This is a genomic window from Pantoea sp. ICBG 828 (assembly GCF_002928355.1).
Classification (GTDB): Bacteria; Pseudomonadota; Gammaproteobacteria; order Enterobacterales; family Enterobacteriaceae; genus Pantoea; species Pantoea dispersa.
Genome location: NZ_POWN01000025.1, coordinates 1 through 694 on the forward strand (window position 1 = coordinate 1; position 694 = coordinate 694).

Here is a 694-nt window from a genome sequence, read left to right on the forward strand (position 1 = left end):
ACGGCTGTAGCGGTTCATATCACCTTACCGTCGCTTTTCGCAGATTAGCACGTCCTTCATCGCCTCTGACTGCCAGGGCATCCACCGTGTACGCTTAGTCGCTTAACCTCACAACCCACAGGCGTTTATCTGTCTGCCGTAACGGCTGCGCGTAAAGAATGCGTCGTTGCCCGGTGCTCGCCATGCTCACGTACGTCAGTACGCTCCGCTGGCTGTGCGCCGGCTCGCCTTGCCTTCTTTACTGCTCGCTCGTTACTGCATCACAGTTGCTTGTAAGCTGTAAGCTTTTGAGAGACTCGAACACATCGTAAATTTCATTCTTATTACGGAGAATGAAAACGACGTGTCGTTTCAATTTTCAGCTTGTTCCGGATTGTTAAAGAGCAAATACTTCGCAGCATGCTTAATCAGCACACTCTGAAGTATTATCGGTAACGCCTTTCACTCATTACCAGCAAGTGGCGTCCCCTAGGGGATTCGAACCCCTGTTACCGCCGTGAAAGGGCGGTGTCCTAGGCCTCTAGACGAAGGGGACACTGAAGTCTCTTTCGTAAGACGCTTTGCTCATTACTTTTTCATCAGACAATCTGTGTGAGCACTTCGCGGGAAGGTATCTTCAGGTAAGGAGGTGATCCAACCGCAGGTTCCCCTACGGTTACCTTGTTACGACTTCACCCCAGTCATGAATCACAAA

1 tRNA gene and 2 rRNA genes are annotated in these 694 nt (G+C 50.6%); all 3 read right to left on the reverse strand.

From position 1 onward, the window contains the following. Nucleotides 1–108, reverse strand: a 23S ribosomal RNA gene (locus C1Y43_RS23420); the annotation flags it as partial. Between the two features lie 351 nt (nucleotides 109–459). Continuing rightward, a tRNA-Glu gene (locus C1Y43_RS23425) sits at nucleotides 460–535 on the reverse strand. An 86-nt stretch (nucleotides 536–621) separates the two neighbouring features. Continuing rightward, nucleotides 622–694: ribosomal RNA gene (locus tag C1Y43_RS23430) — 16S ribosomal RNA — on the reverse strand; the annotation flags it as partial.